Origin of the sequence: Actinomyces sp. HMT897 (assembly GCF_016626125.1) — a bacterium.
Taxonomy (GTDB): domain Bacteria; phylum Actinomycetota; class Actinomycetes; order Actinomycetales; family Actinomycetaceae; genus Actinomyces.
Map to the genome: position 1 here is coordinate 2,898,537 of NZ_CP067336.1, position 25,444 is coordinate 2,923,980.

Annotated in this window: 20 protein-coding genes and 1 tRNA gene; 15 read left to right on the top strand and 6 right to left on the bottom strand. The window is 70.8% G+C overall.

Annotated elements, in window-relative coordinates:
- Positions 1–74: 74 nt before the first annotated feature.
- The 3 genes from JJJ15_RS13285 (at position 75) to JJJ15_RS11255 (ending at position 3,813) form a co-directional block, all read left to right on the top strand.
- Positions 75–1,361 (top strand): M23 family metallopeptidase, encoded by a 1,287-nt coding sequence (locus tag JJJ15_RS13285; protein ID WP_246742050.1) that lies wholly within the window; start codon positions 75–77, stop codon positions 1,359–1,361.
- A 5-nt stretch (positions 1,362–1,366) separates the two neighbouring features.
- Entirely contained in the window at positions 1,367–2,197 is an 831-nt protein-coding gene (locus JJJ15_RS11250) for a glycerophosphodiester phosphodiesterase family protein (protein ID WP_246742051.1), read from the top strand.
- Positions 2,198–2,364: 167 nt separating this feature from the next.
- Positions 2,365–3,813, top strand: coding sequence for a phosphoglucomutase/phosphomannomutase family protein (locus JJJ15_RS11255; RefSeq protein WP_200510795.1), 1,449 nt, complete (start codon positions 2,365–2,367; stop codon positions 3,811–3,813).
- 74 nt (positions 3,814–3,887) lie between these two features.
- On the opposite strand, the gene JJJ15_RS11260 is transcribed toward JJJ15_RS11255, so the two are convergent.
- From JJJ15_RS11260 to JJJ15_RS11275, 4 genes are read right to left on the bottom strand one after another with little or no spacing between them, the layout of a single operon-like run.
- Entirely contained in the window at positions 3,888–4,646 is a 759-nt protein-coding gene (locus tag JJJ15_RS11260; protein WP_106108729.1) for an ATP-binding cassette domain-containing protein, read from the bottom strand.
- Positions 4,643–5,593 carry an iron chelate uptake ABC transporter family permease subunit gene (locus JJJ15_RS11265; RefSeq protein WP_106108730.1) on the bottom strand — a complete coding sequence of 317 codons (951 nt, stop codon included), beginning with the start codon at positions 5,591–5,593 and terminating at the stop codon, positions 4,643–4,645. Before JJJ15_RS11265 ends, JJJ15_RS11260 begins: the two co-directional genes overlap by 4 nt.
- Positions 5,590–6,693, bottom strand: a complete 1,104-nt coding sequence (locus tag JJJ15_RS11270) for an iron chelate uptake ABC transporter family permease subunit (protein ID WP_200510796.1) — start codon at positions 6,691–6,693, stop codon at positions 5,590–5,592. Before JJJ15_RS11270 ends, JJJ15_RS11265 begins: the two co-directional genes overlap by 4 nt.
- Positions 6,690–7,721, bottom strand: coding sequence for an ABC transporter substrate-binding protein (locus tag JJJ15_RS11275; protein ID WP_200510797.1), 1,032 nt, complete (start codon positions 7,719–7,721; stop codon positions 6,690–6,692). The genes JJJ15_RS11270 and JJJ15_RS11275 overlap by 4 nt, the downstream gene beginning before the upstream one ends.
- A gap of 195 nt (positions 7,722–7,916) precedes the next feature.
- Between JJJ15_RS11275 and JJJ15_RS11280 the strand changes: the two genes are divergently transcribed.
- The 3 genes from JJJ15_RS11280 (at position 7,917) to JJJ15_RS11290 (ending at position 10,397) form a co-directional block, all read left to right on the top strand.
- Complete coding sequence (locus tag JJJ15_RS11280) at positions 7,917–8,792, top strand: sugar phosphate nucleotidyltransferase (protein ID WP_106110576.1); 876 nt, start codon at positions 7,917–7,919, stop codon at positions 8,790–8,792.
- A complete protein-coding gene (locus tag JJJ15_RS11285) occupies positions 8,789–10,105 on the top strand; it encodes a galactokinase family protein (protein ID WP_246742052.1) in 1,317 nt (438 codons plus the stop codon). The genes JJJ15_RS11280 and JJJ15_RS11285 overlap by 4 nt, the downstream gene beginning before the upstream one ends.
- Before the next feature lie 216 nt (positions 10,106–10,321).
- Positions 10,322–10,397 (top strand) — tRNA-Arg (locus JJJ15_RS11290).
- A 151-nt stretch (positions 10,398–10,548) separates the two neighbouring features.
- Here the strand turns inward: JJJ15_RS11290 and JJJ15_RS11295 are convergent.
- Both JJJ15_RS11295 and JJJ15_RS11300 read right to left on the bottom strand, forming a co-directional pair.
- Complete coding sequence (locus JJJ15_RS11295) at positions 10,549–10,896, bottom strand: ribbon-helix-helix domain-containing protein (protein ID WP_200510798.1); 348 nt, start codon at positions 10,894–10,896, stop codon at positions 10,549–10,551.
- A 110-nt stretch (positions 10,897–11,006) separates the two neighbouring features.
- Positions 11,007–11,156, bottom strand: a complete 150-nt coding sequence (locus tag JJJ15_RS11300) for a hypothetical protein (protein WP_200510799.1) — start codon at positions 11,154–11,156, stop codon at positions 11,007–11,009.
- Between the two features lie 16 nt (positions 11,157–11,172).
- Here JJJ15_RS11300 and argS point away from each other — a divergent pair, with 16 nt between their 5' ends.
- The 9 genes from argS (at position 11,173) to JJJ15_RS11345 (ending at position 25,407) form a co-directional block, all read left to right on the top strand.
- Positions 11,173–12,855 (top strand): arginine--tRNA ligase, encoded by a 1,683-nt coding sequence (gene argS, locus JJJ15_RS11305; RefSeq protein WP_106110578.1) that lies wholly within the window; start codon positions 11,173–11,175, stop codon positions 12,853–12,855.
- Positions 12,856–12,860: 5 nt separating this feature from the next.
- Positions 12,861–14,336, top strand: a complete 1,476-nt coding sequence (lysA, locus tag JJJ15_RS11310) for a diaminopimelate decarboxylase (RefSeq protein ID WP_106110579.1) — start codon at positions 12,861–12,863, stop codon at positions 14,334–14,336.
- A 218-nt stretch (positions 14,337–14,554) separates the two neighbouring features.
- The gene (locus tag JJJ15_RS11315; RefSeq protein ID WP_106108732.1) at positions 14,555–14,818 is read left to right on the top strand and encodes a hypothetical protein; all 264 of its coding nucleotides are present in this window, start codon (positions 14,555–14,557) and stop codon (positions 14,816–14,818) included.
- A gap of 142 nt (positions 14,819–14,960) precedes the next feature.
- Entirely contained in the window at positions 14,961–16,241 is a 1,281-nt protein-coding gene (locus JJJ15_RS11320) for a hypothetical protein (RefSeq protein WP_129591442.1), read from the top strand.
- An 898-nt stretch (positions 16,242–17,139) separates the two neighbouring features.
- Positions 17,140–18,567 (top strand): tetratricopeptide repeat protein, encoded by a 1,428-nt coding sequence (locus JJJ15_RS11325; protein ID WP_200510800.1) that lies wholly within the window; start codon positions 17,140–17,142, stop codon positions 18,565–18,567.
- Positions 18,568–18,939: 372 nt separating this feature from the next.
- Positions 18,940–20,244, top strand: a complete 1,305-nt coding sequence (locus JJJ15_RS11330; RefSeq protein WP_246742288.1) for a homoserine dehydrogenase — start codon at positions 18,940–18,942, stop codon at positions 20,242–20,244.
- A gap of 2 nt (positions 20,245–20,246) precedes the next feature.
- Positions 20,247–21,146 carry a homoserine kinase gene (gene thrB / locus JJJ15_RS11335; RefSeq protein ID WP_106108736.1) on the top strand — a complete coding sequence of 300 codons (900 nt, stop codon included), beginning with the start codon at positions 20,247–20,249 and terminating at the stop codon, positions 21,144–21,146.
- A gap of 693 nt (positions 21,147–21,839) precedes the next feature.
- Positions 21,840–23,858 (top strand): transcription termination factor Rho, encoded by a 2,019-nt coding sequence (gene rho, locus JJJ15_RS11340; protein ID WP_200510801.1) that lies wholly within the window; start codon positions 21,840–21,842, stop codon positions 23,856–23,858.
- Between the two features lie 316 nt (positions 23,859–24,174).
- Positions 24,175–25,407, top strand: coding sequence for a hypothetical protein (locus tag JJJ15_RS11345; protein WP_200510802.1), 1,233 nt, complete (start codon positions 24,175–24,177; stop codon positions 25,405–25,407).
- Positions 25,408–25,444: the final 37 nt, after the last annotated feature.

The following is a 25,444-nucleotide window of genomic DNA, read 5'->3' on the forward strand; positions in this document are numbered from 1 at the left end:
TCCAGGGCGGTGCGGAGGGCCTTGGGCAGCCGTCCGCGGACGGCTCGGTAGGAGCAGTGAGGGGGACCACAGGCGTGAGTACGCAGCCCGAGCAGCCGCTCACCCGGCGGCAGCGTCGTGAGCTTGAGCGTGCGGCTGAGGCCGCAGCAGGTCAGGCCGACACCCAGGAGGCCGGTGCCTGGACGCCCTCCTCGACGAGAACGTCAGGACAGGATCCCCACCCCGTCACCCCGTCCGCTCCGCCCGAGCCGGGGCCACCGCCGCCCGGGCTCTTCCGCTCCGCCCCGTCCCCGGACCTCCTGGGGCCCCCCGAGCCGCCAGCGCCTCCTGAGCCGCCAGTGGCCCCAGAGCCACCGGCGCCCCCGGGCGGTCGTCCCACCAGCTCCCTGGCCCCGCTCCCGCAGCCACCGGGGTCGGCCCGTGCGCCCCGTCGCGCGGACCAGGAGCCCACGCTGAAGGTCCCGCCGCCCGGACTGGCCTCCCTGGAGGGCCGCTACGACCGTCTCGGCGCCGCGAGCGCCCGGGACGCCCGCCAGCGTGAGGCGGACATCGCCTGGCTGCGTGAGCACCGCCGGACCGGTATGGGGACCCTGGCCCGCACCGGCATCCTGGCGGCCCTGGCCGCGGTGACGGTGGTGGCCCCCCTGACCAGCTACTCGGGGCTGGGGGCCTCGGCCACCACCGTGGGCCCGGCCCAGGCGCGTGCCAGCGCGCGGGCCTCCTCGGTGGCCGCCGCCGTGCTGGGGTCGGACGCGGACATTGACTCCTCGACGGACAACTCCATGAACAACGTGCCTGACGCCGCCACCCTGGCACGTATCCGTGACGCCTACGCCAACGCCAAGGCCACCTGTACGGCCCCGGCCCCGGGGGCCAGTGGTGAGATGGCGGCCTTCAGCCCCGCGCCCTCCCTCGTCTACCCCATGGTGGAGGGGACCTACACCCTCTCCTCCCCCTACGGCTACCGTCTTCACCCCACCCTGGGGGTGCTCAAGCTCCACGCGGGGATGGACATGTCGGCCCCTGCGGGCACCCCCATCTACGCGGCGGCGGCGGGCACGGTGGTGGAGGCGGGCATGGTGGACGGTACCGGCACCGTGACCATCCAGCACGAGATCGACGGGAAGACCTGGTACACGAGCTACCTGCACATGTACGAGGACGGGATCTACGTCAAGGTCGGTGACAAGGTCAAGGTGGGCCAGCTCATTGCGGGCGCGGGGTCGACCGGCTACTCCACGGGGCCCCACCTGCACTTTGAGGTCCGCACCGCCAATGACACCTCTGACGAGACCACCGTGGACCCCGCCGCCTGGCTGGTGGAGCACAAGGCCGCCCAGCTGACCACGGACTGCCTGTGAGGGGCGTGGTACGACGTCGTTCCTCCCGTCCCGTGGAGGTGGTGGCGCACCGCGGCGGCGCGGCTGAGGCCCCGGAGAACACCTGGTCCGCCGTGGAGCACACCGTGGACGCGGGTCTGACCTGGATGGAGACGGACCTGCGCGCCACCGCTGACGGGGTGGTCCTGCTGTGGCACGACCCGGACCTGGTGCGTACCACCGGGGTGGAGGGGGTCCTGCGCGACCTGACCTGGGAGGAGGTCTGCGAGGTGGACGCGGGGGACGGGCGGGCCCCGGTGCGGCTGGCGGACGTCCTGGCCTCCTTCCCCTCCCTGGGCCTGAACGTGGATCTCAAGGAGGACGCCGTGGTGGCCCCGGCCCTGGCGGCGGTCGGCCGGGCGGGGGCCTGGCGGCGGGTGCGGTTCGCCTCCTTCTCCTCCCGGCGCCTGTGCCAGGTCCGGCGTCGGGAGCCCAGGGCCCGTACCAGTCTGGGTACCACGGAGGTGGTCGGGCTGGTGTCTCGCTCGGTCAGTGCCGTGGGGGTGGGTGCCCTGAGCGGGCGCGGGCTGCTCCAGGACCCCGGTACGGGGCGGTGGGTGAGGCCGCGGCCCGGGGTGGTGCGTCGCCTGGTCCGGCCGTCCTGGCTCGGACGGGCTGACGCCGTCCAGGTCCCTGTCAGGCGGTCCGGGGTGGTCGTGGTAGGGCCCAGGGTCGTGGCGGCCGCTCACGAGGCGGGTCTGGAGGTCCATGTCTGGACGGTCAACGACCCTGCCCAGATGCTCTGGCTGGAGCGTATGGGGGTGGACGCCGTGGTCACGGACGTGCCCACCCTGGCGCAGGAGGTCCTGGGCGGCTAGGTCAGCGGGGTCCGGGCGAGCTGGCACCCAGAATGACAGGTGCTGAGCGGAGAAGGCAGCTTTCGGTCGGGAGTGATCAGATGTATGCTGTTCGCTGTGACCTGCCTGACCGTCTGCGGGTCACTCGTCGCATGGAGACCGCCACGCGAGCACAGGATTTGTGAGGTATGACGCACGTGACTACGGCTGCTGACATCGTCCCCATCAGTTTCGGAACCGGCGGCTGGCGCGCCGTCATCGCCGACGGCTTCACCCGCTTCAACGTCGAGCGCGTGGCCCAGGCCCTGGCGGACCGTATCCACGCCGAGGGCGTGGCGGACAGGCCCGTCGTCATCGGATACGACCAGCGGTTCCTCTCCCCGGAGTTCACCTGGTGGGCCGCGGAGGTGCTGGCTGGCAACGGTATCCGCGCCCACGTCATCGACCGCGCCGCCCCCACACCCATGATCATGTGGACGGTCCGTGACCTGGGCTGCGCCTACGGCGTGGCCGTGACCGCCTCCCACAACCCCGCCACCTACAACGGCCTGAAGATCTTCACCGCCGGGGGCCGTGACGCCGAGGTGGAGGTCACCACCCCGCTCCAGGAGCACGCCAACACCCTCCACGCCCCCGACGTCAGGCGCCTGGAGCGCAGGACCGCCCTGGCGCAGGGGGCCATCACCACCCAGACCTCCATGAACTGGTACATCGACGCCATCCTGGACGCGGTGGACCTGGAGGCGATCCGCCACGCGCACCTCAAGATCGTCCTGGACCCCATGTTCGGGGTCTCACGCACCTGCCTCCAGACGATCCTCATGACGGCGCGCTGCGACGTGGACACCATCCACGAGCGCCGCGACACCCTCTTCGGCGGACGCCTGCCCAGCCCGTCGAGCGCCACCACCTTCGCCCTGGCCAAGGAGGTCCTGGAGCGCGGCGCGGCCCTGGGTATCGCCACCGACGGCGACGCCGACCGCCTGGGGGTCATTGACGACACCGGCGCCTTCCTCCACCCCAACCAGATCCTCGTCCTGCTCTACGACTACCTCCTGGAGGACAGGGGCTGGCACGGCCCGGTGGTGCGCAACGTGGCCACCACCCACCTGCTGGACCGGGTGGCCGCCGAGCACGGCGAGACCTGCTACGAGGTCCCCGTGGGCTTCAAGTGGGTCTCCGCCGCCATTGACAGGTACGACGCCGTCTTGGGCGGGGAGTCCTCCGGCGGTCTGACGGTGCGTGGCCACATCGCCGGCAAGGACGGCATCTACGCGGGCGCGCTCCTGGTGGAGATGGTGGCCAGGCGGGCCAAGCCGCTGTCCCGGATCTACGCCGACATCGTGGCACGCTACGGCCGTCTCGAGATGGTCGAGTCCAGCCTGGAGTTCGACCCCGAGGTCAAGGAGCCCCTGACCCGCCGCATTATGGTCCAGCGGGACCTGCCCGACTTCGGCCTGGAGGTCAGGACGGTCTCCACCGCCGACGGGTGCAAGGTCGTGTTCACGGACGGCAGCTGGGTCATTACCCGCTTCTCCGGCACCGAGCCCCTCCTGAGGGTCTTCGCCGAGGCCGGGACCACCGAGCAGGCCCAGCGCCTGGTGGACACCGTCCAGGACTACTACCAGCTGCACTGAGGTGCCGGGAGGGCCGTCCCGTCCCGGCGGCCCTCCCGACGTCGGGGGAGGATCCTGCCCGCGCCGCGGGCCCCTCAGGAGTAGTACAGGGCCAGGCGGTGCCCGTCGAACTCGCGCACCGTTATGGCCTGGCCGTAGATCTGCTCCAGCACCGGGGTGGTCATAATCTGCGCGGGTGTGCCGTGGGCGGCCACCCGCCCGTGGCGCAGGGCCAGGATGGAGTCGGCCCACACGGAGGCGTAGTTGACGTCGTGCAGGACCAGGACCACGGTCCTGCCCAGCTCGTCGGCGGCCGCGCGCAGACGGCGCATCATCTGCGTGGCGTGGGTCATGTCCAGGTTGTTGAGGGGCTCGTCCAGGAGGACGTAGGGCGTGTCCTGGGCCAGCACCATGGCCACGAAGGCCCGCTGACGCTGCCCCCCGCTCATCTGGTCCAGGCGGCGGGTGGCCAGGGCCTCCAGGTCCATCCACTCGATGGCCTTCTCCACCGCCCTGTGGTCCGCCTCGGTGGGCCGTCCCCCGTTGTGGGGGAACCGGCCGAAGGACACCAGGTCACGCACGGTCAGGCGGACCGTGAGCTGGTTGTCCTGGCGCAGCACGGCCATGGTGCGGGCGAGCTCGCGGGTGTCGGTGCGGCTGACGTCCAGGCCGCCGACCGTCACGGTCCCGGCGTCGGCCCCCAGCAGGCGGGCGATAATGGACAGCAGCGTGGACTTGCCCGCCCCGTTGGGGCCGATGAGGCAGGTGACGCCGCCCGCGGGCAGGTCCACGGTAATGTCGTCGAGGACCAGGGAGCTTCCGTAGGACTTGGAGACCTGGTCGATGGAGATCACGAGTGCCTTCCTTCCCGCACGAGGAGGGTAATGAGCAGGAGCCCCCCGAGGAGCTCGACGATGACGGACAGGACGGTGGACCACTTCAGGACGTGCTGGAGCACGGTCTGGCCCCCTACCAGGGTGAGGACCGCGCACAGGGCGGACGCGGGCAGGGTGACACCGTGGTGGTAGGTCCCCGCCAGGCGGTATCCCAGGTGGGCCACGAGCAGCCCCAGGAAGGTGATCGGGCCGACCATGGCGGTGGACACCGACACCAGGACCGCCGCCAGGACCAGGACGAGGCGCGTCTGGCGGTCCACGTCCACCCCCAGGGAGGCGGCCAGGGGGCGGCCCAGGAGCAGCACGTCCAGCACGTGCCGCCGGTGCCACAGGGCCAGGGAGGTCAGTGCCACCACGGCGCCGCCGGCCCACAGCAGGTCCGTGCTCACGTTGCTGAAGGAGGCGAAGAGCCGGGACTGGAGGATGAGGTACTCGTTGGGGTCCAGCAGGCGCTGGATGAAGACGACCACCGAGCGCAGGAGGGTGCCCAGGATGACGCCTGCCAGGACCAGGACGTGGATCTCCCGGCCGCTGCCCAGCAGCGTGCTGACGAGGAGCACGGAGACGACGACCATGACCAGGGTCGTCAGGGCGAACTGGGCCAGGGAGGGGATCCAGGCCAGGGCGGCACCACCCAGGACGAGCACCACGAGGGTCTGGACCATGGCGTACAGGGCGTCCAGCCCCATGATCGAGGGCGTCAGGATGCGGTTGCCGGTCACGGTCTGGAAGACGACGGTGGACACCGCCACGGCCCACCCCACGATCCCCAGGGCGGCCAGGGTCGGCAGGCGGAAGCGGAGCGTGAGGGAGGGGTTGGGGGAGCCCACCAGGAGGAAGGCGGCCACGGCGAGGGCCGCCAGGAGGGTCAGGAGCGCCAGGCGCACGGCGGGACGGGCGGTCATCGGGTGCTCCTGAGCAGCATGATGAGGAAGAGGAGGGAGCCGACCACACCCATGACGAGCCCCACGGAGATCTCGTAGGGGCGGTTGACCAGGCGCCCCAGGACGTCGCAGGCCAGGACCATGACGGCGCCGCCGACGGCCATCCACGGCAGGGAGCGGCGCAGGCTGTCCCCCGCCACCAGGGAGACCATATTGGGCACCACCAGGCCCAGGAAGGGCAGGGAGCCGACCACCACCACCGTGACCGCGCTGGTCAGGGAGACGATCACCATGCCCAGGGCCATTGTGCGGTCGTAGGCCAGGCCCAGGCCCACGGCCCGGTCCCGCCCCAGCCCGGCCACGGTGAAGCGGTCCGCGGCGAACCAGGCCACCAGGGTCATGACCCCCACCCCCCACAGGAGCTCGTAGCGTCCGGCGACCTTGCCGGAGAGGTCGCCGCTGGTCCAGGCCCCCAGGGTCTGCATGAGGTCCAGGCGCCAGGCCACGAAGGTGGTAGCGGCCTCGACGACGCCGGCGAGCATAATGCCTACCAGGGGTACCAGGACGTCGTTGGGGCGGTGCACGGGCAGACGGCGCAGCAGCCACAGGAACAGGGCCGAGCCCACGGCGGCGCTCGCCGCCCCGGCACCCATCTTGGCGGTCATGCTGGCGGAGGGCGCCAGGACGGTCGCGGCCAGGATGCCGGCGGTGGCGAACTGCACGGTCCCGGTGGTGGAGGGGGCCACGAAGCGGTTGCGCACCAGCAGCTGCATGAGGGCCCCGGCGGTGGCCATGGCGGCCCCGGCCAGGGCGGCGGCGGCGGTGCGGGGGATCCGGGACTCGACCAGGAGCGTGGTGTCCTGGGGCCCCAGCCTGCCCAGGAGCAGCTTGACCGGGTTCAGGGTGACCACGCCGGTGACCAGGGACAGGCCCACCAGCACCACCAGGGCGACCAGGAGGCGGATCAGCACCTGGGAGCCCCCTCGGGAGGCGGTCCCCGCTACCGCGGGCTCCTGCCCCGGCGACGCGGGCCGGGTGGGGGCGGACGGGGGGACGGGCCCCGGCCCGGGGGACGTGGCGGGCACGTCGTCCCGGGCCGGGGTGGCGGGGGAGGCGGTCATGCGCCGATGGCTTTGCCGACCTCGTCCACCATGGCGGGGGCGTTGTGGAGCCCGGCGCCGATGATGTACCAGCGCTGGCCGTCGAGGTAGGCCACCTGGTTCTTGGTCCAGGCGGTGGTGGCGGTGACCAGGTCGGTGTTGAGCACCTCCTTGGCGGCCTGGCCGCTGTCGCCGATGGCGGCGTCGCGGTCGACCACGAACAGCCAGTCGGGGTTGGACTGGCTAATGAGCTCAAAGGAGATGGACTCCCCGTGGGTAGCGGCCTCGACGTCCTCGATGGCGGGGGCGATCCCCAGCTGGTCGTGGATAATGCCGAAGCGCGAGCCCTTGCCGAAGGCGGTGACCTTGCCGCCGGAGGTCATGAGGACCAGGCCCTTGCCGACGGTGGTGCCCTTGGCCTTGACGCGCTCGACGTCCTTGTTGTAGGTCTCCAGGGCCTTGGCGGCGGCGTCGGCGGCCCCGAAGATCTTGCTCATGAGGTCGGTGGTGGTGGTGAGACGCTCCTCGAAGGAGGTGGAGCGGTCCCCGGGGATCAGGATGGTCTTGCCCTCGAAGGCGGCGGCCACGGAGTCGTAGGTCTTGGCCGAGCGTCCTCCCACGATGACCAGGTCGGGGTCCAGGGAGGCGATCTTCTCCTGGTCGGGCTCCTGGAGGTTGCCCACGACGGTGGCCTTGGAGTAGTGGTCGCCCAGGTCGGTGGGCAGGGTCTCGCCGTTGCGCACAATGCCCACGACGTGGTCGGCCACGCCCAGGGCCACCAGGGTGTCCATGGTGGTGATGTCCAGGACGACGACCTTGCTCGGGGCGGACTGGAAGGTCATCTCGCCCTTGCCGTGGGTCACGGTCACCGGGAAGGCGGGGGCGCCGGAGGAGGCGCCCTGCGAGGCGGACGTGGAGTCCGCGGCGCCGGAGGCGGTCTCCGGGGCGCCGGAGGCGGAGCTGTCGGACGGCTTGTCGGAGGAGCAGGCGGTCAGGATCCCGGCGGTACCGACGGCACCCAGTGAGAGGAGAGAACGGCGGGTAATCATAAGGCTCCTTCGAGCGTGACAGATGGTGTGGGGATACGGGCACCGCCTCGATCGGAGGCAGGACCACCATTTAGGCTAGCCTCGTCTAGCCATATTCTCTATCAGGACTTATGTCACAATCTGGGGGGCGTGAGGGGGCATGGCGATGTGATCGAATGTGCGCGAATCGTGTCTCGATCGCATAAGATGGTGCACATGTCTTCGACGACCGCAGGCTCTGCCCCCTCCGCCCCCCTACCTGTCACCAAGGCCGTTGTCCTCGCGCGCGGCCTGGGTACCCGTATGCGCGCCGCCTCCCCGTCCTCGGCGGGCGCCCCCGCCGTCACCGACGCCGCCGTCGAGGCCGGCGCCAAGGGCATGATCGACGTCGGACGCCCCTTCCTGGACTACGTCGTCTCCGCCCTGGCCGACGCCGGCATCACCCGGATCTGCCTGGTCATCGGCCCGGAGCACACCATGTTCCGGGAGCACTTCGACTCCCTGGCCGCCAGCGGCGAGCTGGCCCGTGTCACCGTCTCCTACGCCGTCCAGGCCGAGCCCCTGGGCACGGCCGACGCGGTCGCCGCCGCGAAGGACTTCGCCGCCGGCGACCGCGTGGTCGTCATTAACTCGGACAACTACTACCCGGTACAGGCCCTGCGCCAGCTCGTGGCCCTGCCCGGCGCCGGGCTCATCGGCTTTGACCGCCAGGCGCTGCTGGCGCGGTCCAACATCCCGCCCGACCGCATCGCGGCCTTCGCGGTCCTGGAGCAGGAGCGTGACGAGCAGGGGCGCCTCCTCATGCGTGACATCGTGGAGAAGCCCACCGCCGACCAGCTCGCGTCCCTGGGCCCCCAGGCCCCGCTGTCCATGAACGCCTGGCTGTTCACCCCCGGGATCTTCGCCGCCTGCCGGGACGTCACCCCCTCGGCGCGCGGGGAGTACGAGATCACCGACGCCGTCCGCCTGGACCGCTCCCGGGGCACCGAGTACCAGGTCGTGCCGGTGGCGGCGGGCGTGCTGGACCTGTCGCGCCGGGACGACATCGCCTCGGTGCGGGCCGCCCTGGAGGGCGTGGAGGTCTCGCTGTGACCCCGCTGCTGAGCACCCCGACCCCGGGGACGGCCGTCCCCCGCCTCCAGGGCGCCGACGCGGCCCCGGGCTCCCTCCAGGGACCCCTGAGCTCCCCCGCCACGGCCGTGACCTGGTTCGTCCCCGGACGCATTGAGGTCCTGGGCAAGCACACCGACTACGCCGGGGGCCGCTCCCTGCTGGCGGCCGCCTCCCACGGCATCACCTTCACCGGCCGCGTCATCGACCCGCCCGTGCTGCGGGTGACCAGCGAGGTCATCGGCCAGACCGTGGAGATCCCCTACGACGGGGACACCCGGGACTGGCAGGGCCACTGGGCCGGGTACCCGGCCGCCGTCTGCGCCCGGCTGCGCAAGAACTTCGGGGACGTCCTGCGCGGCGCCGAGGTCACGGTCTCCACGAACCTGCCCCTGGCCTCGGGCATGTCCTCCTCCTCGGCGATGATCGTGGGCCTGGCGCACGTCCTCATGGACCTCTCCGGCATCGAGTCCCTGCCCGTCTTCAGGCAGAACGTGCACACCACCGAGGAGCTCGCCCACTTCATGGCCTGTATCGAGAACGGGCAGACCTTCGGCACGCTGCCCGGGGAGCAGGGGGTGGGGACCTTCGGCGGCAGCGAGGACCACACGGGCATGATGTGCTGCCACGCCGGCAGGCTCAGCCAGTACTCCTTCTGCCCCACCCGCCTGGAGCGCGAGGTCCCCTTCCCTGAGGACCACTCCTTCGTCATCGCCGTCTCCGGGGTCCTGGCCGAGAAGAGCGGCCGTGCCCGGGACCTGTACAACCGCGCCTCCCTGTCCACCCGGGAGATCGTGGCGCTGTGGAACCAGGCCACCGGCCGCCAGGACGTCTACCTGGCCGACGCCGTGCGCTCCGGCACCGACGCCCCCGAGCGCATACGCCAAGTCGTGGCCGGTCACGACTACCTGCCCCAGCGGTTCGAGCAGTTCCTGACCGAGTCCGAGCAGATCGTCGGGCAGGCCGGGGACGCCCTGGCGGCCGGGGACATGGAGACCTTCGGCGAGCTGGTGGACCTGTCCCAGAAGTGGACGGACGAGGGCCTGGACAACCAGGTGCCGCAGACCCGCGCCCTGGCGCGCCTGGCCCGTCGGCAGGGGGCCGTGGCCGCCTCCGCCTTCGGTGCGGGGTTCGGGGGCTCGGTGTGGGCGCTGGTGCCCACCGCCGGGTCCCAGGCGTTCGCCGGGCGCTGGCTGAGCGCCTACGCCCGGGAGTTCCCCGAGACTGCGGCGCGGGCCGTCACGCTGGTCACCCGCCCCGGTGCCCCCGCCCGCCGTCTGGCCCTAGAGACGTGAGGAAGACGACAGCGTCGGTGTGAGCCGGTGGCCGGCCGCGTGCTGGTACGGGCGCCCGGCACGGGGCCGCGGCCGGGCTCCTGGCCCGGCGGGCCGGGCCCGGCCGGGCGTGCTCCGGTGGGGGCCGGGTGGTCCTGCCTCAGCGGGGACCTCCCGGCCCCGGTGCTGCCGGTCCCGTTTCCACACTCGGCCGGAGCCTGGTACAGTGCTCCGCGGGCCCCGGTAGCTCAGTGGATAGAGCGTCTGCCTCCGGAGCAGAAGGTCGCAGGTTCGAATCCTGTCCGGGGCACCACACCACCCTGGCCAAGGCCCCGCCACCCGTGGCGGGGCCTTCCTCGTGCCCGCGCACCGAGGGGCAGGCCACTGGTGGACGCCCTGGGTATGAGGCCACGGCTCAGGGCCCTGACCATGACGTCGCACGCGGGCCGGGCGGTTCGGTGGGGTCACCCAACCGGGCCCGTGGTGGCCAGGTAGGCCTCGACGGCGTCGCGGATGACCGCGCTGGCGGTGGTGTTGTGTTCGCGGACGTAGGCGTCCAGGGCGTCGTTGGTGGACTCGGGCAGACGCACCTGGCGGCGCGGGGAGCGGCCGGTGCCGGTGGCGTGGTCCCGGCCGAGGCCGGGACGACCACGCAGGATGGCGTCGAGCTCGTCATCGCTGATGCGCGAGCCGTCGCGGGGGGTGCCGCGCCGGACGGTGCCGATACGACCGGTGGTGACGTCCTCGTCAAGCTGGCTGTAGTAGGCCTGCTCGGCGGCGGTGAACTGGCGGGTGCTGTCCATGTCTGTCATCTCTTGATCATCTCGTTGGCTGCTTTGTGGCCGCTCTGTGTGCGGGGTACCGCGGGAGCGGGTCAGACGTGCCCCGGCGGGGTGCGTCTGACGTGTGTTGGGTAGGACTGTCAGCGTTCGCTGGGCGGGACGAGGTGGCGGTAGAGGTCAGTGACCTCCATGGCGTGGAAGATGGTGCGCCGCCCGGTGCCGTCGACGCTAACGCCCACCTCGAGGTAGCGCAGGGCGTCAGGATCTCGCGTGGGGCCGTCCGCGGCCATCCGGTAGCCTGTGCCCGTGACCCCAGAAGAGCTTGCCGCAGCGATCCGCTCCGTCCTCGTCTCCGCCGTCGCCTCCGGGCAGATCGCCCTGGACGGGGAGATTCCCGTACCCCACGTGGAGCGACCCCGCAACCGCGACCACGGCGACTGGGCCACCAACGTCGCCATGCAGCTGGCCAAGAAGGCCGGGACCAGCCCGCGCGCCCTGGCCGGGGTCCTCGCCACCGGCCTGGAGGCCGTTGACGGCATCGCCTCGGTGGAGGTGGCCGGACCCGGGTTCCTCAACGTCCGCCTGGATGCGGCCAGCGCCGGCGAGCTGGCCCGCACCATTGTGGAGGCGGGGGAGGCCTACGGGCGCAACGAGACCCTGGCCAGCCAGCACGTCAACCTCGAGTACGTCTCGGCCAACCCCACCGGGCCGGTGCACCTGGGCGGGGCCCGGTGGGCCGCCGTCGGCGACTCCCTGGCCCGGATCCTGTCCGCCTGCGGGGCCGCCGTGACCCGCGAGTACTACTTCAACGACCACGGCACCCAGATCGACCGCTTCGCCGCCTCCCTGCTGGCCAGCGCCCGCGGCCAGGCCACCCCCGAGGACGGCTACGGCGGCGACTACATCGCCGAGACCGCCCAGGAGGTCACGGCCGGTGAGCTGGCCGCCGGGCGCCCCGACCCCGCCACCCTGCCCGAGGCCGAGGCCGTCGAGGTCTTCCGCGCCCGGGGCGTGGACCTCATGTTCGCCGCCGTCAAGGCCGAGCTGCACGCCTTCCGCTCCGACTTCGACGTCTTCTTCCACGAGGACTCCCTGCACACCTCCGGGGCCGTGGAGCGGGCCATTGACCGCCTGCGTGAGCGCGGCGTCATCTTCCAGGCCGACGGCGCCACCTGGCTGCGCACCACCGACTTCGGGGACGACAAGGACCGCGTCCTGATCAAGTCCGACGGCGAGGCCGCCTACTTCGCCGCCGACCTGGCCTACTACCTGGACAAGCGTGAGCGCGGCGCCGACTGCGCCGTCTACCTGCTGGGCGCGGACCACCACGGCTACGTCGGTCGCATGATGGCCATGTGCGCCGCCTTCGGGGACATCCCCGGCGTCAATATGCAGATCATTATCGGCCAGCTCGTCAACCTGGTACGTGACGGCGCCCCGGTACGCATGTCCAAGCGCGCCGGCACCATTGTCACCCTGGAGGACCTGGTGGACGCCGTGGGCGTGGACGCCGCCCGCTACGCCCTGGCCCGCTCCTCCATGGACTCCATGATCGACATCGACCTGGACCTGCTGGCCTCCACCTCCAACGACAACCCCGTCTACTACGTCCAGTACGCCCACGCCCGCACCCGCTCCGTGGCCCGTAACGCCGCCGAGCACGGGGTGAGCCGGGACCCCGAGCAGGCCGTCTTCGAGCCCGCCGCCCTGGACGACCCGGCCGATGCCGCCCTGCTGGGCGCCCTGGCCCAGTTCCCCGCCACCGTGGCCCAGGCCGCCGCCCTGCGCGAGCAGCACCGCCTGGCCCGCTACCTGGAGCAGCTGGCCGCCTCCTACCACGCCTGGTACGGGGTCACCCGCGTCACCCCGCGTGGCGACGACCCCGTGGGCCCCGGGCACGTGGCCCGCCTGTGGCTCAACGACGCCGTCGGGCAGGTCCTGGCCAACGGGCTGGGCCTGCTGGGCGTCAGCGCCCCGGAGAGGATGTGAGCGCCGTGACCGCCCCCGACTCCGCCAGCCGTGTCCCCGCCGGGGAGGCGCCCCTGGGCGCCCTGGTCTGCCCCGAGCCCTCCGAGCGCCCCGACCTGTGGCCCACGACGGTACGGCGTACCGCCTCCGGCGAGCTCGCCCTGGGGGGCCTGGGCGTCTCAACGCTCCTGGAGCAGGCCTCCACCCCCGTCTTCGTCCTGGACGAGGCCGACTTCCGGGGCCGCGCCGCCACCTGGAGCGCCGCCATGGCCGAGGAGTTCTGGGAGGGGTACGGCATGAGGGGCGGTGAGGCCTTCTACGCCGGCAAGGCCTTCCTGACCACCTCGGTGGCCCGGATGGTCCTTGAAGAGGGCATGGGCATTGACACCGCCTCGCGCGTCGAGCTGGCCGTGGGCCTCAAGGCCCTGGTGCAGGTCGACGGCCCGCAGGCCGCCACGGCGGCCCGGCGCCTGGGGCTGCACGGCAACGGCAAGACCGCCCAGGAGGTGGCCTCAGCCGTGCGCCACCGCGTGGGCCACCTGGTCATTGACTCCGCCGAGGAGGTCGGCCACGCCGTCGCCGCCGTGCGCCGGCTCAGGAGCAGCGGCGACCTCGGGGCGGGGGAGCGCGCCGGGGTCATGGTGCGTCTGACCACCGGCATCCACGCCGGGGGGCACGAGTACGTCGCCACCGCCCACGAGGACCAGAAGTTCGGCCTGTCGGTGGCCACCGGCGCCGCCCGCCGCGTCATTGACGCCGTCCTGGCCGCCGAGGAGCTCACCCTGACCGGCCTGCACTCCCACATCGGCTCCCAGATCATGGACCTGGCGGGCTTCCGCAAGGCGGTCGAGGTGGTGCTGCGCCTGCGTCACGAGGTCGCCGCGGAGGGCGGCTGCCTGTGCCCGGAGATCGACCTGGGCGGCGGCTACGGCATCGCCTACACCGGCGCCGACCCGGTGGCCCCCACGGCGGCCGAGGTGGCCCGCGCCCTGGCCGAGGCCGTGCGCACCACCTGCGCCGAGCTGGGCGACGAGCCCCCCCGCGTCTCGGTGGAGCCGGGCCGGTGCGTCGCGGGCCCCAGCCAGGTCACGTTCTACACCGTCACCGGGCTCAAGCGCGTCGAGCTGGGGGAGGGGACCTGCCGGCTCTACGTCAGTATCGACGGGGGCATGAGCGACAATATCCGCCCCGCCCTGTACGGGGCCGCCTACACCGCGCTGCTCGCCAGCCGCCGCCCCGACCCGGCAGCCGGCCTGGTGCGCTGCCGCGTGGTGGGCAAGCACTGCGAGTCCGGCGACGTCGTGGTACGGGACGTGGACCTGCCCGCCGACCTGGCCGTCGGCGATGTGCTGGCCGTACCCGCCACGGGGGCCTACGGGCGCTCCATGGCCTCCAACTACAACCTCTTCACCCGCCCCGGTGTGCGCTGGGTGCGCGAGGGGCGTTCCGGTTGGGTCCTGCGGCCCGAGACCGTGGAGGACCTGCTGGCCCTGGAGGGGTAGGGTTACCCTGCCGACCTCGGGGGTGACGTGTGCCGTCCCGGGAGCGGGCCGGAGGCCTCCGACGGGGCGGCCCTCCCCACCACAGGGCCGGCGGGGGTGGGTGAGACTCAGGGATGACCTCAGGGATCTCCCCTACTCCTTGAGGAGGAGACATCTCCGGGATGAAATCCTCCCTTTGGGGCTGTCAGGGGCGGGGCGGCCCTGGACATACTGGCGTCATGAGCGCCACACTGTCCTCCCTCGAGTCCACCATTGACCCCCGTACCGTCCGCGGCTGCCGTGAGCTCGCTCTTCAGCGCGCCATTGCCGAGGGCGTGGCCGCCGGCAGCGTCGTCGGCCTGGTTGCTACCGCCCTGGCGTTTGCCATCTTCCACGTCACCATCGGCATTGTCGCCCTGCCGGTGGGTATCGCCCTGTTCGTCACCGCCTACGTGTGGCCCCTGACCCGCGGCTCCCGGCCTCGTAGCGCCCGCCGCCACTGACCGCCCGGGGAGGGACGGCGCCGCGGGCTCGGCGCCACACTGCCGACGCCGCCCCTCCCCGGGCCCGCACCCCCGGGGACTCCCCGCACCTGCCGGGGAAGCACCCGGGTGAGGTGCAGATCGCACTGGTAGAATCCTCGCCATGGGTGTTACCGACCGGGAGTACCGCAAGGCCTTCTATCGTGCCGTCAACCTCCATCAGGGAGCTCACATGATGACCGAGGAGGAGCAGTTCGAGCGGTACTACGTGCCCGTCTACGCGCACGACGACGGCCCTGCCGGACCAGACCTGGTCAAGGAGATGGCGACGGCCATTGACTTCACTGTCGGGGGCTCGGTACAACTGCTGTCAGGCTACCGCGGAGCCGGTAAGACCACCGAGCTCATGCGCCTGCGACGCGACCTCGACCGTGACGCCTACGTCCCCGTGTACATGGATATTGAGGACTACCTCAATACGGAGCTCCCCCTTGACGGCGGTTCTCTTCTTATCGCGCTCGCGGCAGGTTTTGTCGACAACTGCGAGGAGGCTGCTGTCCCACGGCAGAGGCTCGTCGCGCGGATGAAGACCTTCCTTGACCGCCTTGACATCAGGGGGGAGGCTGATGCGGCGGCGTCGGCGGGTCCGGTCGGTCTCGACATTAAGGCCACCCTGCGCGACGACGAGAGCTTCCGGGCCCGGGTCGCCAAGGCCCTGGAGTCCAATCGGAAGGCATTCAAGAAGGAGATGCATACCTTCTTCCAGGGGGTGGTCGCGGCCATGCCCTCCGGGAAGACCCCTGTCTTTATTGTTGACTCTATTGACCACTATCGTGGGAGGGCGGCGGTCTTCAACGAGGTTCGCGACTCCGTCGAGTCGGTCTTCTCGACCTACTCCTCAGAGCTGGCGCTACCCGGTATGCACGTGATTTACACGGTCCCAATCTATGCTAAGCCCACAGGGTGGGAGGGGCAGATCTGGCCCGTCCTCAATGTCAAGGTTCAGGAGCGTAGTGGAGGTGACTGCCGGGAGGGGATGGACCTCCTGCGTCAGGTACTGGTCAGGCGTGCCCCGGATGGTGACCTGAAGCGGCTCCTGGGAGACCAGGCCGACCGGGTTATACGAGCCTCAGGCGGCTTGTTTCGCGAGCTCTTCCGTCTGGTGTCCGCGCTTCTGCTGAAGGACGGTGCGCTTCCGGTGAGCACGGGGGATATTGACCAGGTAGAGCGTCAGCAACGTTCATACGCGGCCGCGGGGCTCACGGAGGAGCAGTGGGACATTCTGCGAACAGTACGTCAGACCGGACAACTACGGGTGCCGCGTGAGCGAACCTCCGAGGCGTGGACGCTTCAGGCCCTTGGGTATGTCCTGTGCTATCGTAACGGGGTGGTTGACTGGTACGGCGTCCATCCTCTTCTGGACAAGCTCCTGGACGAGGCGTGATATGCCGTCTCAGGAATCTTCCGAGGCGGTCAGTGCTGACCAGGCCTGGTCGGACTTGCGTCACCACCTGGAGTGGACCAGGCACGAGCCTACGGTTGTGTTTATTGCCGCTCAGTCTCGGGACCAGTCTGATGACCTAAGGAATAGGACTGCCTTGTGGTGTCGTAGGAACCGTGAGCAGTGGACGCCACGTGAGGCAGAGGGATCTGCTGACTGGCTCCGACGCAAGCTGCCGATGCCGGGCGTCCTCTGGTTGGATCTCTGGGCGGAGGAGCGCTACCTCACGGAGAATCTCCACGTGCTCAACGAGCTGCGCATTCGCCTGTCCTGTCCGGGAGGCGGGTGCCTGGTCGTCTGCGGGCCGGTATCCCTGCTGAGGGAGACTGCTCGTGAGGCCGCGGACCTGTGGTCTGTGCGTTCCTTCGCACATATTGTGCGTACCGCGCTCCCGCCCCTTGTCTCCGCGCGTCCGGCAGTCGATAGTGCGAGCTGGCAGGAACTCGCGGGAGGTGAGAAGTACAGTCTTACCTGGCGTCTGACGGTCCCGGAGCAACTGCGTACTCCCGAAGCTAGTGCGGCACTGCAGGAGGTCAGTCGGTCCCGCTTCCTGCTGCCCGCGGATCCTGCGGGAGCCCGTCAAGTCCTGGATGATGCCAGGGTCGGAAAATCCCTGGTCCAGCGTATTGTCTTTGGTCTTACGCGAGCAGAGGTTTCTGGCTTGCTCGGTGACGGGGTTGGCGTCGAGGCAAACCTCGCCTCTGTCGTCTCCGTCCTACAAGAGCTTCCACGCGGCTTTCGTGCTGACGTGTCCGGTGTCGTGAGACAAATTGGGGAGGTCTTTGGCGCTTATAATGCAGCCGCTGAGGCTGCAAGAGATTCCCTGGGGGTTGCGCGTGAGTTGGTTGAGCTGCTGGGTACGCCGGAGTCGCGCCGCGACCTGTCCTTCTCATTGAACAATGTGGGGCGTGTGGCGGAGCTGCGTGGTGATCTCGGTGAGGCCGCCGACTGCTTCCAGGAGTCTCTGGGGGTTGCGCGTGAGTTGGTGGAGCTGCTGGGTACGCCGGAGTCGCGCCGCGACCTGTCCGTCTCATTGAACAATGTGGGGCGTGTGGCGGAGCTGCGTGGTGATCTCGGTGAGGCCGCCGACTGCTTCCAGGAGTCCTTGGGTGCGCGCCGTGAGTTGGTTGAGCTGCTGGGTACGCCGGAGTCGCGCCGCGACCTGTCCATCGCATTGGACAACGTGGGGAGTATGGCGCGGCGGTGTGGTGATCTCGGTGAGGCCGCCGACTGCTTCCAGGAGTCCTTGGGTGCGCGCCGTGAGTTGGTTGAGCTGCTGGGTACGCCGGAGTCGCGCCGCGACCTGTCCATCGCATTGGACAATGTGGGGCGTGTGGCGGAGCTGCGTGGTGATCTCGGTGAGGCCGCCGACTGCTTCCAGGAGTCTCTGGGGGTTGCGCGTGAGTTGGTTGAGCTGCTGGGTACGCCGGAGTCGCGCCGCGACCTGTCCATCGCATTGGACAATGTGGGGCGTGTGGCGGAGCTGCGTGGTGATCTCGGTGAGGCCGCCGACTGCTTCCAGGAGTCTCTGGGGGTTGCGCGTGAGTTGGTGGAGCTGCTGGGTACGCCGGAGTCGCGCCGCGACCTGTCCGTGTCCTTGGACAATGTGGGGCGTGTGGCGGAGCTGCGTGGTGATCTCGGTGAGGCCGCCGACTGCTTCCAGGAGTCCTTGGGTGCGCGCCGTGAGTTGGTGGAGCTGCTGGGTACGCCGGAGTCGCGCCGCGACCTGTCCTTCTCACTGAACAACGTGGGGCGTGTGGCGGAGCTGCGTGGTGATCTCGGTGAGGCCGCCGACTGCTTCCAGGAGTCCTTGGGTGCGCGCCGTGAGTTGGTGGAGCTGCTGGGTACGCCGGAGTCGCGCCGCGACCTGTCCTTCTCACTGAACAACGTGGGGCGTGTGGCGCAGTGGCGTGGTGATCTCGGTGAGGCCGCCGACTGCTTCCAGGAGTCCCTGGAGGTTGCGCGTGAGTTGGTGGAGCTGCTGGGTACGCCGGAGTCGCGCCGCGACCTGTCCATCTCACTGAACAACGTGGGGCGTGTGGCGGAGCTGCGTGGTGATCTCGGTGAGGCCGCCGACTGCTTCCAGGAGTCCCTGGAGGTTGCGCGTGCGCTAGCGGACGAGCGGGGAACTCTTCAGGCTCTCAAGGATCTGCTGACAGTCTTGGCACACCGCTCCCGTATTGCCGATAAAGCAGGGGACACGGCAGTAGCCGGTCAGTTGACTGACGAGGCACGAAGACTCGATGCTGTCGTCACGGGCGGCTCCTGACCGTGCTCCGGCTGCGGTGGTTGCCAGCTCGGCCCCTTAAGTAGCCCGCCGGGCCTCGTCGGCGCCGTCGAGGGCGCCGCCCGTCCGGAAGCGGCACGAAGGCCCCCATGACGTCCCCAGAAGACGCATGTGCCGCCTCCCCCGGAGCGGCACGGCGGGCGCGGGTGGCCTGCTCGGCCTCCTCCAGGTGCTGCCTCCCTGAGGGGAGGCGCGGGCGAAGAGGCACCGCGAGCGGGCGCCCGCGTGGGCACGAGGCGGCGCACTGTGGTGTTGACCCCTATGCTGGGCCACGACGTCCTCGCCCTCCGGCGAACCCTCTCCTTCAAAGCAAGGTGGTCCCCCGTGACTGAGCAGCCCCAGCCGACACCCTCCCTGCCCAGTGGCCTACCCGTGCTGCGGGTCGGCGTCCTGGGCTCCGGCACCGTCGGCACCCAGGTGGTCCGGCTCCTCCTGGAGCAGGCCGACGACTTCGCCGCCCGCAGCGGCGCCCGCATGGAGATCACCGGCATCGCGGTGCGCGACCTGGGCGCCCCCCGTGACAGCGCCGTCCCCCGGGCCCTCCTGACCGACGACGCCACCGCCGTGGCCACCGGCAATGACATCGTCATTGAGCTCATTGGGGGCATTGAACCCGCCCGCACCCTCATCCTGGCCGCCTTCAGGTCCGGCGCCAGCGTCATTACCGGCAACAAGGCCCTTATTGCCGCCCACGGCCCCGAGCTCTACGACGCCGCGGCCGCCGCCGGCACCGACTTCTACTACGAGGCCGCCGTCGCCGGTGCCATCCCCGTGGTCTACGCCCTGCGCGAGTCCATGGCCGGGGACCGGGTCACCAGCGTGCTGGGGATTGTCAACGGCACCACCAACTACATCCTGGACGAGATGAGCACCAAGGGGCTGTCCTTTGAGCAGGCCCTGGCCACCGCCCAGGAGCTGGGCTACGCCGAGGCCGACCCCACCGCCGACGTCGACGGCCTGGACGCCGCCGCCAAGGCCGCCATTATCGCCTCCCTGGCCTTCCACACCCGGGTGGGTCTGTCCGACGTCCAGGTCGAGGGCATCCGCGGCGTTACCGCCGACGACATCCGCGAGGCCCACGCCTCGGGATGCGAGATCAAGCTCCTGGCTGTCGCCCAGTACCGTGACGACTCCCACGCCCGGGGCGTGTCCGTGCGCGTCCACCCCTCACTGGTGCCTGCCGACAACCCCCTGGCCTCCGTCCACGGAGCCTTTAACGCCGTCCTCATTGAGGCCGAGGCCGCCGGACGCCTCATGTTCTACGGGCAGGGCGCAGGCGGGGCGCCCACCGCCTCCGCCGTCCTGTCCGACGTCGTGGCGGCCGCCGCCCACCGCGTCCACGGTGGCCAGGCCCCTCGCGAGTCCAGCTACGCCGACCTGCCGGTCCTGGGACCCGAGTCCGCCATCACCCGCTACCAGGTCCAGCTGCGCGTGGACGACCAGCCCGGGTCCCTGGCCGCGCTCGCAGGTGTGTTCGCTGGCAACGGAGTGTCCATTGACTCGGTGCGCCAGAGCGCCTACGTCGGTGGACACGACGCCATTGTGACGATAGTCACTCATCCTGCCAGTGTCTTCCACCTGGACGCCGCCGTGGACGGCCTGCGCCGGGAGGACCGGGTGCTTGAGGTCGTCTCCGTCCAGCGCGTCGAGGGGCAGTGACCATGCGCCTGTCCGCTGAGCGTGCCGCCGTGCGGGTCCCCGCGACGACGGCCAACATGGGTCCCGGGTTCGACTCCTTCGGCATGGCCTTCCGCTACTACGACGAGGTCGAGGTTCGCCCCGTCGTGGGCGCCACCCACGTGGACGTCAAGGGGGTGGGGGCCGGCATGGTCCCCACCGACGACACCAACCTGGTGGTCCGGGCCCTGCGCGTGGGCCTGGAGGTGGCCGACGCCCCCCAGGCGGGCTTTGAGATGCGCTGCGTCAACCGCATCCCCCACAGCGCCGGCATGGGCTCCTCGGCCAGTGCCGCCCTGGCCGGCCTCCTGCTGGCCCGGGGCCTGATCAGCGAGCCGCAGGCCCTGGACGACGACACCGTCTTCGCCCTGGCCACCGACTTCGAGGGGCACCCCGACAACGTGGCCCCCGCCCTGTACGGCGGGGCCACGGTGGCCTGGGTCGACGCCGAGGGGGCGCCCCACGCCGCCCCCATGCCGGTGGACTCCCACCTGCCCGTGAGCCTGCTCGTGCCGCCGGACACCACGCGCCTGTCCACCGAGGAGGCCCGCATGGTCCTGCCCGACCTCGTCCCGCGCGCCGACGCCCTGTTCAACACCTCCCGGGCCGCCGTCCTCATGCTGGCCCTGGCCTCCCGCCCCGACCTGCTCATGGCAGGCACCGAGGACCGCCTCCACCAGGAGTACCGACGCGGCGTCCTGCCCGCCTCCATGGCGGTGGTGGACTCCCTGCGCTCCCAGGGCTACCCGGCGGTCGTCTCCGGAGCCGGTCCTACCGTGCTGGTGCTGGCCACGCTCAGCGACCAGGTGTGCTTCTCCCTGGAGCGCAGCGGCTGGCTGGTGCTGTCGCCCAGCATTGACATGACCGGCGCCGTCCTGGTCTAAGCCGACGGCGGGCGGACCGGCCCGCCGACCCGCTCAGTACCAGATCCGGCCGTCGTGCACCGTCCGGTCCGGGAGGTTCTCCTTCATCTTCCCGGTAAGTCCCCCGGACAGGAGCTGGCGGCGGCCGATCGTGTAAACCCCTGTATTGGGGTGGCCTCCTCCAGCGCGGCACGGGCCCACGGGGGCCGGGATCCCCGGAAGCGACGGGACCCTCGCGCACGGAGGACAGCGCCTGTTGCGTCGCTTCGAGGACCACGTAGTCGATTACGAGGTCGATTATTGGTATCCCTGGTGCTGGTAGGTAGTTGTGGCAGATAATATTCTATTATTCTACAGGCGCCCGGGCGGCAAAGCCCGGTACCCGGGACCTGTCGCCGACCGCGCCCGCGGTTCCGCGGGTTAGGGGAGACGGAGGTAGCCGCCTCCTGCCAGCAGGATTCCTCACCGTCCGGGCAGCCGTCGTAGGCGCGTATTAGTGAGGAAGGTCCGTACGGGCTGGGACTCACGTCCTCGCCGAGGCTGCTATTGTGGACCCCGACGACGCCTGCGGACCGAACCGCCGTCAGCACCAGGTCTGGCCACGAGCCGTTGATCCTCAGGGTGCGTGACTCCCCGTGAGACCTGCTCCGGGCAGTCCGTCGTCGATCCTTCCGCCAACGCCGTCCCGGCGTTCACCACATCGTAAGGACACTCGTGACCGAGACCTCTGCCGCCCTGTCCACCATGCGCCTGGCTGAGCTCCAGCAGCTCGCCGGCTCCATGGGCCTCAAGGGCATCTCCCGTATGCGTAAGAGCGAGCTCGTCGCCGCTATCCGTGATAACGGCTCCGCTGACGGCACCGCCGCCGGAGCCCCTGACCAGGCCCCGCAGTCCGCCCAGAGCGCGGCGGAGCCGACGGGCGAGGACGCTCCTGCCGAGCAGCCCGACGCCGTCGCCTCCACCGCCACCTTCCCCCTGGACCTTCCCGAGCCCGTGGAGCGCGCCGCCTACCAGGACCGACCGCGCCGTCGCCGCGCCGTCGCCGCCGCGGGCACGCCCCACCTGACGGAGCGCGAGGCCACCCCCGCCGAGGCCGACCTGCCTCGGCGCGACGAGGAGGACGCCCCGACCGAGGGCGCGGAGCGCACCGAGGAGCGCCGTCCCCGCCGTCCCCGTCTGGAGCGTGGCGAGGGAGGACGCCGACGCCGTCGGGCGGGGACCGACCGCCCTGAACGTGGTGACCAGCGCTTTGAGGGGCGCGAGGACCGTTTTGCCGACACCTCCGAGGACCACCTCGACGCCAAGGCGGCCCTTATGCGTGACCTCGCCGACGCCACCGGCACCCCCGCCGTCGAGCCCGCCGAGCGCAGCCGGGGCACCTTTGAGCGGGAGAACGAGGGCTACGACGAGGACGGCCGGGGGCGGCGCCGCCGGGGCCGCAAGCGTGGCCGGGAGCGCTACGAGGACGAGGGCCCCGGTCGCCAGGACCGGGACCGCGGGGAGCGTGGTGGGCGCACCAGCCAGCGTGAGGAGGAGGTCCTGCTGCCCGTGGCCGGCATTCTGGACGCCTCCGACCCCAACCACGCCTACCTGCGTACCTCCGGCTACCTGCCCGGCCCCAAGGACGTCTACGTCACCGCCGCACAGGTCAAGGACAACGGCCTGCGTCCCGGTGACGCCATTACCGGCTGGGTCCGCGAGGGCGGCGAGACCCCCCACTCTCACATGGGGGGCCAGGGCCGGGCCAACCGCCGCCAGAACCGGGCCGGGCGCGTGAAGTACAACCCGCTGGTCAGCGTCGAGACCGTCAACGGCATGGATCCTGAGCGGGCCCGGCGTCGTCCCGAGTTCGTCAAGCTCACCCCCCTGTACCCCCAGGAGCAGCTGCGCCTGGAGACCACGCCCAAGGCCCTGACCCCCCGCGTCATCGACCTGGTCTCACCCATTGGCAAGGGCCAGCGCGGCCTCATTGTCTCCCCGCCGCGCGTGGGCAAGACGATCGTGCTCCAGCAGATCGCCAACGCCATCGCCATTAACAACCCCGAGGCCCACCTCATGGTCGTGCTCGTCGACGAGCGCCCCGAGGAGGTTACCGACATGCAGCGCACCGTCAAGGGCGAGGTCATTGCCTCCACCTTCGACCGGCCCGCCTCCGACCACACCATTGTGGCCGAGCTCGCCATTGAGCGGGCCAAGCGCCTGGTGGAGCTGGGGCAGGACGTCGTGGTGCTGCTGGACTCCATCACCCGGCTCGGGCGCGCCTACAACCTGGCCGCCCCGGCCAGCGGCCGCATCCTGTCCGGTGGCGTGGACGCCTCGGCCCTCTACCCGCCCAAGCGGTTCTTCGGCGCCGCCCGCAACGTGGAGAACGGGGGGAGCCTGACCATCCTGGCCACCGCCCTGGTGGAGACCGGCTCCAAGATGGACGAGGTCATCTTCGAGGAGTTCAAGGGCACCGGCAATATGGAGCTGCGTCTGAGCCGCCAGCTGGCGGACAAGCGCATCTTCCCGGCCGTGGACGTGGCCGCCTCCGGCACCCGCCGTGAGGAGCTGCTCATCGACCCCGCCCAGCTCAAGATCATGTGGCGCCTGCGCCGCCTCTTCGCCGGCATGGAGCAGCAGCAGGCCATTGAGATGGTCCTGGGTCGCCTGAAGGACACCGGCTCCAACGCGGAGTTCCTCATGAGCCTGGCCAAGTCCGCCCCCATGCAGCAGGCCGACGCCGAGGAGTAGTACCCCCTGAGGGATCGGGCCCGGGCGTGTCAGGGACCCGGGGACCTGCGGTGGCGCCGTCCTCAGGACGGTGCCACCGCAGGTGTAAACGGCCTGGTGGGGTGCGTTATGACGCACGTGTGTGCCAGCTGTGGGACACCTGTGTGAGAAGGGGTTTCCGTCCGAGGTCAATGTGATAAAGGTTACAGGCGACTAGGCCTTAGGTCACGGAAATATATACAGGTTTTTGTCCTTGTGGACCCTGACGGCGCCTTGGTGTCATGGAGGGGCAGACACCTCGAGTCTGCTCCCAACCCCAGAACAAAGGACACTCTCTATGCGACGCAGCATTATCACCAGTGCGGCTGCCGCCCTTCTTGTCGGTTGCGTGATGGCTCCCGCCTCCGCCGACGAGGTGACGGACACCGCCCCTGCCGCGGCCGAGGAGCTGGCGGCCGACCAGGGTGGTGCCCCTGCGGCCGAGGAGCCCGCCATTGACCCCGCTCCCGTGGCCGACCCGGCCCCCGCGCCTGAGCCTGAGCCCGCTCCCGCGGCCCCGGTGGAGGAGGAGCCCGCCGCTCCCGCCCCCGCGCCTGAGCCTGAGCCCGCACCCGTGGTCCCGGTGGACGAGCCTGCCGCCCCCGTGGCCGACCCGGCCCCCGCGCCTGAGCCTGAGCCCGCTCCCGCGGCCCCGGTGGAGGAGGAGCCCGCGGCCCCCGCCCCCGCGCCTGAGCCTGAGCCCGCTCCCGCGGCCCCGGTGGAGGAGGAGCCCGCCGCTCCCGCCGCTGCGGCCCCCGCGGCCGAGCCGGCAGGTGCCGCCGCTGAGCCCGCTGCTGCGGCTGCTGCCCCTGGTGCCGCCGCCTCCGAGCCCGCCGCTGCCCCTGCGGCTGAGCCGGCTGCTGCCGCCGCCCCTGCCGCCGACCCCAATGGAACTCTCGTTGACCTCAGTGAGACCACGTATCGGTTCCTGATCAATTCGTCCGTGCTTCATGACGCAGTGCTTCTCCAGGTTGAGCGTGATGGCTGCCTGCTGACCCTTACGGTCAAGATCCAGGCTGACGGCTCCTACACCCTCGAGGTCTGGGACGACCAGGTGCTCATTGGCTCGCTGCCGTTCTCCGGCAGCGCCGGGGACATTCGCACGCTCCAGTACCTTATGACCGCCAATGTCGGGACCCTGTGGTCGGGCTATGACTTCACTATTCGTAACGCTCGAGACCAGTTGGTCTCTGCGTACGACTGGGACTTTGAGGGCTCCCAGCACGTCATGGACGAGTGCCACCAGCAGGCCTGCGCCGGTGGTGGCGGGACCGGTGGGACCGGCGTGACGGGGACCGGTGTGGCCGGGACGGGCACGCTGGCCGAGCCCCTGGCCGCCGCGCCCGCTGTCGCTGAGCCCGCTGCTGCGCCTGCCGCCCCGGCTGCTCCTGCCGCCCAGCCTGCCGCTCCCGCCGTCGCGGGTTCCGAGCTGGCCTACACCGGTGCGCAGACCCTGGAGCTGGGCACGGCCTCGGCGTTCCTCCTGGGCGTGGGCGCCGTCGCCCTCCACGCCAGGCGCCGTCGCGCCTGAGGGCGAACGCTCAGGGCGGGTGCTCCCGTCTTCTGAG

What these genes read in the sequence shown, in the direction of transcription:
- JJJ15_RS11255 (WP_200510795.1), top strand. Translation starts at nt 2,365, where the DNA reads ATGACGCACGTGACTACGGCTGCTGACATCGTCCCCATCAGTTTCGGA.
- JJJ15_RS11265 (WP_106108730.1), bottom strand. Translation starts at nt 5,593, where the DNA reads ATGACCGCCCGTCCCGCCGTGCGCCTGGCGCTCCTGACCCTCCTGGCG.
- JJJ15_RS11270 (WP_200510796.1), bottom strand. Translation starts at nt 6,693, where the DNA reads ATGACCGCCTCCCCCGCCACCCCGGCCCGGGACGACGTGCCCGCCACG.
- JJJ15_RS11275 (WP_200510797.1), bottom strand. Translation starts at nt 7,721, where the DNA reads ATGATTACCCGCCGTTCTCTCCTCTCACTGGGTGCCGTCGGTACCGCC.
- JJJ15_RS11280 (WP_106110576.1), top strand. Translation starts at nt 7,917, where the DNA reads ATGTCTTCGACGACCGCAGGCTCTGCCCCCTCCGCCCCCCTACCTGTC.
- JJJ15_RS11295 (WP_200510798.1), bottom strand. Translation starts at nt 10,896, where the DNA reads ATGACAGACATGGACAGCACCCGCCAGTTCACCGCCGCCGAGCAGGCC.
- JJJ15_RS11300 (WP_200510799.1), bottom strand. Translation starts at nt 11,156, where the DNA reads ATGGCCGCGGACGGCCCCACGCGAGATCCTGACGCCCTGCGCTACCTC.
- JJJ15_RS11315 (WP_106108732.1), top strand. Translation starts at nt 14,555, where the DNA reads ATGAGCGCCACACTGTCCTCCCTCGAGTCCACCATTGACCCCCGTACC.
- JJJ15_RS11320 (WP_129591442.1), top strand. Translation starts at nt 14,961, where the DNA reads ATGGGTGTTACCGACCGGGAGTACCGCAAGGCCTTCTATCGTGCCGTC.
- thrB (WP_106108736.1), top strand. Translation starts at nt 20,247, where the DNA reads ATGCGCCTGTCCGCTGAGCGTGCCGCCGTGCGGGTCCCCGCGACGACG.
- JJJ15_RS11345 (WP_200510802.1), top strand. Translation starts at nt 24,175, where the DNA reads ATGCGACGCAGCATTATCACCAGTGCGGCTGCCGCCCTTCTTGTCGGT.